This window comes from Pedobacter sp. HMWF019, from assembly GCF_003061025.1.
Classification (GTDB): Bacteria; Bacteroidota; Bacteroidia; order Sphingobacteriales; family Sphingobacteriaceae; genus Pedobacter.
The window spans coordinates 2489-7673 of record NZ_QAIL01000589.1; the positions used below are offsets into that span (position 1 = coordinate 2489).

General features: G+C 39.9%; 7 protein-coding genes. 5 read left to right on the forward strand and 2 right to left on the reverse strand.

All coding sequences use genetic code 11. From position 1 onward, the window contains the following. On the reverse strand, nucleotides 1-378 hold a 378-nt coding region (locus tag DBR11_RS28180; protein WP_199233992.1), incomplete at its 3' end, for a DUF4296 domain-containing protein. 161 nt (nucleotides 379-539) lie between these two features. Here DBR11_RS28180 and DBR11_RS28185 point away from each other — a divergent pair. Genes DBR11_RS28185 through DBR11_RS28205 form a run of 5 tightly spaced genes read left to right on the forward strand, consistent with a single transcriptional unit; the run spans nucleotide 540 to nucleotide 4955 of the window. Further along, on the forward strand, nucleotides 540-1229 hold the full coding sequence (locus DBR11_RS28185; RefSeq protein ID WP_108555864.1) for a YggS family pyridoxal phosphate-dependent enzyme: 690 nt from the start codon (nucleotides 540-542) through the stop codon (nucleotides 1227-1229). Then, entirely contained in the window at nucleotides 1226-1690 is a 465-nt protein-coding gene (locus DBR11_RS28190; RefSeq protein WP_108555865.1) for a GNAT family N-acetyltransferase, read from the forward strand. Before DBR11_RS28185 ends, DBR11_RS28190 begins: the two co-directional genes overlap by 4 nt. Nucleotides 1691-1694: 4 nt before the next feature. After that, the gene (locus DBR11_RS28195) at nucleotides 1695-2507 is read left to right on the forward strand and encodes a DUF3298 and DUF4163 domain-containing protein (protein WP_108555866.1); all 813 of its coding nucleotides are present in this window, start codon (nucleotides 1695-1697) and stop codon (nucleotides 2505-2507) included. Nucleotides 2508-2509: 2 nt separating this feature from the next. After that, nucleotides 2510-3784: an aspartate kinase gene (locus DBR11_RS28200; protein ID WP_108555867.1), complete on the forward strand. Its 1275-nt coding sequence runs from the start codon at nucleotides 2510-2512 to the stop codon at nucleotides 3782-3784. Then, entirely contained in the window at nucleotides 3777-4955 is a 1179-nt protein-coding gene (locus DBR11_RS28205; protein ID WP_108555868.1) for a hypothetical protein, read from the forward strand. Before DBR11_RS28200 ends, DBR11_RS28205 begins: the two co-directional genes overlap by 8 nt. A gap of 55 nt (nucleotides 4956-5010) precedes the next feature. On the opposite strand, the gene DBR11_RS28210 is transcribed toward DBR11_RS28205, so the two are convergent. Further along, nucleotides 5011-5185: cold-shock protein (locus DBR11_RS28210; protein ID WP_108555869.1), on the reverse strand; the 175-nt coding region annotated here is incomplete at its 5' end.

Genomic DNA, 5185 nt, shown 5'->3' on the forward strand with positions numbered 1-5185 from the left:
CTTTTTCTGCAGTTTTTTATTCGCGGCAGCCACAGAATCTGCAACAACTTTATCCACTTTCTTTTTTGCTGCTGTCAAATCTGACTTTATCTTTTCGTATATACTGCTCATGAGATCCGGATGCGTATAGTAAAAGTTCATACTTTTCGTATATGCAGCAGAGTCAATTCCATACTTTTTATAAATGCCTTTGTAAAAAGAAGAAGCTACCTTTTTAGCCGAATCTGGCACGGGAATCGTATTCACATACCCATCGGCTACATGGATATCATACAGTATTTTCCCCATATCATCAGGTTGTATAATATCTTTGGGAACAGGGGGCTTACATCCAAACAGGAATAAAGATGCAATTCCCGCTAACAAAATCTTCTTCATCGTATCATCAATTTTTTCTCTACAAACCCTGAAACAATCCTTCTTTTAAACACCTCCCATCTCTCTATGCAAGTTATGCCTGGCTTCATCAATCTGTAAACATTATCTTTTCTTGCCGCAAATTGCGTCAAGGTTGTTAATTTTACCAAAAATACTGATAAATGAGCATAGCCGATAACTTATTAAAATATAAAAAGGAATTAGAAAGTACCTCTGCGAAACTCGTCGCTGTTTCCAAGAATAATGAAGCCGATGCGGTTCAGGAAGCTTATGATGCCGGACAAAGAATTTTTGGTGAAAATATTGTACAGGAACTTGTTGATAAACATGCCCTATTACCAAAAGACATTGAATGGCACTTAATTGGCCACCTGCAGACCAATAAGGTAAAATATATTGCACCTTTCATCAGTCTGATTGAATCTGTAGACAGCCTAAAACTCCTGATAGAAATTAACAAACAAGCGTTAAAAAACAATAGGGTAATTGACTGCCTGCTGCAGGTCTACATTGCAGATGAAGATACCAAGTTCGGCCTGGGCTTTGATGAAGTCATTGAACTCCTCAGATCCGAAGAATTTGAAAGCTTGAAAAATATCAGAATTGTAGGATTGATGGGAATTGCCACCAATACTGAATCTAAAAAACAGATCCGTGATGAATTCCAGGAATTGAAAGTTTTATTCGATGGAATTAAACTGACTTTTTTCCGGAAAGATGCTTATTTTAAAGAAATTTCAATGGGAATGTCTGCAGATTATGAAATTGCCGTTGAAGAAGGCAGTACCATGGTAAGAATTGGCAGCAACATATTTGGTAAAAGAAAACTCAAACATTTTAAAGCAGAATGAGTATAACTATCCGCGTCGCAGAAAAGCAAGATTGTCCGGCACTCCTTGAACTCATCCATGAGCTGGCAGTCTATGAGAAACTACCAGAAGAAGTAACGGTGACCCTGGAAGAGTTTGCAGATGCAGGCTTTGGAGAAAAACCTGTATGGAAAGCATTTGTTGCCGAAAACGAAGATAGGATCATTGGTTTTGCCCTTTATTATACCCGTTATTCTACCTGGAAAGGTTGCCGTCTTTACCTTGAAGACTTCATTGTTACTGAAGCATACCGTGGAAAAGGGGTCGGAAAACTCCTTTTTGAAACCGTAATGCAAGAAGCAAAAGACAAAAACTACAATGGAATGAACTGGCAGGTACTCGATTGGAACGAACCTGCAATCAATTTCTATAAAAAGTATGAAGCCAGTATAGAAGCTGGCTGGTTAAATGCTTCCTTTTCCAAAGAACAAATAAAAAAATAGAGATATGAAAAAGATTGCTGCACTACTTGCTCTATCAAGCATCCTCGCTTGTCAAAGTGAAAAAAAAGGTGGCCAAACGGCCGATTCCACAAACACCGAGGCCGCTGTCATTACAGACACCTTAACGTTTAAATACGATTCACTTAAAGTATACAGCAAACTGGCACTGCCGGCGAACAGTAAGGACACCACTAAAGCAACTATCGTATACCCGGTATTCAGCAGCAATAAAGTCAATTCATTTATTCAGGCAGCCGCACTGAAAACAGACAGTCCCGACGATCCTAAATATAAAGATTACAGCGAGCTTGCTACAGGATTTATCAAAGGCTTTGATGATTATAAAAAAGACAATAAAGACGACCAGCAAACCTGGTTTAAGGAGGTTCACATCAAGGTTCTTCCACAGCGAAAAGGTTACCTGGGCTTACGATACGACTTCATAGACTATGCAGGTGGCGCACATGCAAATTACGCCATCGTATTCAACAACTATAATACCCTCAGCAATAAAAATGTAACAATCGATAGTCTGATCAAACCTGGGAGCCTTCCTGCATTAACTGCGACAGCAGAGAAAATCTTTAGAAAAAATGAAAAATTGACTCCAAAACAGAGCCTGGCAGATAATTACTTTTTCGAAAAAAACACCTTTTCGCTACCACACAATTTTACCATAACAAACCAGGGATTGAAATTTCTGTATAACCCTTATGAAATCAAACCATATGCAGCAGGCACTACCGAACTACTGATTCCGTTTGAACAAATTAATGATATCCTGAAACCCAATCCAGTCCTACCCGCACTAAAATAAATATGGAAGTATATAAATTTGGTGGAGCATCTGTTTGTGATGCAAAATCCATCCAAAATATGGCCGGAATTATCAACAACACTTCAGCCAGCCCCTTGCTCATCGTTATATCTGCCATGGGCAAAATGACCAACAAACTCGAAGCACTGACCAGATCATATCTCTTCAACGACGGAGAGGCCCATGAATTATTGGAGGAAGTTAAAGCCTATCATTACCACATTCTGAACGATCTTTTCACCGATCACAGCAATCCCGTATTCAACGACATTGCCAATACCTTTGTAGAAATCGAATGGCTTCTGGAAGAAGAAGCCAGCGACGCACCAGATTATATTTACGATCAAATTGTTTCCATAGGAGAACTGGTTTCTACAAAAATAGTGACCGCCTATTTAAACTCAGCAGGATGCAATGCAGTTTGGGCCGACGCACGGAACTACATTAAAACAGACAATACCTATCGGGAAGGTAAAGTGGACTGGAATAGAACAGATGCCGAAATCCAGAAACACCTCTTACCCCTGCTCGGGAAATCCATAGTCGTAACCCAGGGTTTTATTGGCAGTACCAGCGAAAATTTCACAACCACACTTGGCCGTGAGGGCTCAGATTACTCTGCAGCTATTTTTGCCGCTTGCCTGAAGGCCACTTCACTGACCATATGGAAAGACGTGCCCGGCGTACTCAATGCAGACCCCAAATGGTTTGCAGAAACAGAGAGAATCCCTCAGCTTTCTTATCACGATGCCATAGAGCTGACCTATTACGGAGCAACGGTTATCCATCCAAAAACCATAAAGCCTTTGCAAAACAGCAATATCCCTCTATATGTAAGATCCTTTGTTGATGCCGGAAGTCCAGGTACCGAAATCACTGCCCTTAACGCTCCGCTACCTGTACCCTCTTTTATCTTTAAAGTCAACCAGGTCCTGATTTCTATCTTTCCGAAAGACTTCTCTTTTATCATCGAGGAAAACCTCAGCGATATCTTCAGTCTCTTTCATAAGCATAAAGTTAAGGTCAATACCATGCTGAACTCTGCCATCAGCTTTTCAGTAAGTGTAGACCAGGATGAACAAAAAACAGAGCAGCTGATCAAAGAATTATCGGAACACTATAAAGTTAAATACAATACAGGACTGGAACTGGTCACCATTCGTTATTACAATCAGGATACGATAGACAGGGTTACAGAAAACAAAGAGATTCTTCTGGAGGTCAAAAGCCGGCACACCTGCCAGATTGTAATGAAAGATAAAACAAGCATTGAATAAGTCCATTCTACACCAAGAAGTTCAGGCCTATATCAGCAGCCACCTGCAAGCTGATGTACATCAGCTTGCTATGGCCAAAAGCCCTTTTGAACACCTGTCTTCCAGAGAATTAGCCGTACAGATCAGTTCCAAAAAGAAAGCTGAGAAAAAGCTGCCTACCTGGTTTGCCGCAGCGCAAATTTATTACCCTGAACCCTTATCTATAGAACAGACCTCTTCAGAAACAACTGCAGCCTACAAAGCAGGTTTAATTGATGGTGGTACCTTAATTGATCTTACCGGCGGATTTGGAGTAGACAGCTATTACTTTTCGAAAAAAGCAGAAAAGGTGGTACACTGCGAAATTAATACTGAGCTCTCGGAAATTACAGCCCATAATCTGAAAACACTTGGCGCAGATCATATCCAATTTATAGCAGGTGATGGATTAGCCTACCTGGAAGCCTATCCAGGGCATTTTAACACCATTTACATCGATCCTGCAAGAAGAAGTCAGTCGGGCAAAGTTTTCATGCTCAAAGACTGCCGGCCAAATGTGATTGAAAATATGGATTTACTCCTGTCTAAATCAGACCAGGTCATCATCAAAACCTCGCCCCTGCTCGACATCACCGCCGGAATCAAAGAACTACAATTTGTTAACGAAGTACATATTGTAAGCACCAGAAATGAATGTAAAGAACTGCTCTTTATTTTAAAAAGAAACCAGGATACCTTTCCTAAGATCATCAGCAGTACCATCAACGACAGCATCAAGCAATTCTCAACAGAATTATATCAGGAAGCCGAAGTCATATTTAATGAAGGAGAACTCAAGAAATATATTTACGAACCCGACGCCGCATTACTAAAAAGTGGCGCATTTTCTCTTATCGGAAAGACCTATGGACTAGAGAAACTACAGGAACAAACGCAGTTATATACTTCAGATCAATACAAAAAAGAATTTCCAGGCAGAATATTCAAAATAACCGAAATTCTTACTGCCACCGATCTCAAAAAAGAAAAAGAATTAAGAGGAAATATCATCGTTCGGAATTATCCGGACAAGGCAGAAAACCTCAGTAAAAAGTATAAAATTAAACCCGCAGATGATCAGTTCCTGATCTTTACCAAAAGCAGATCCTCCGGTCTGCTAATTATTAGGGCACAAATATTGCAATACTATTAACAACAAAAAGGGCAGTCCGATAAGACAGCCCTTTCTATATATCAGTAAGGTTTAATTAAACTTTTTTAACCTTAACTGCCTGCAAGCCTTTTTTTCCTTCCGCAATCTCAAATTCCACGTTATCATTTTCCTGCAAGCTGTCAATACCGCCCAAAACATCTTTAAAATGTACAAAAATATCCTTATTGCCATCGTACACAATAAATCCGTATCCTTTTTGAGTATTAAAC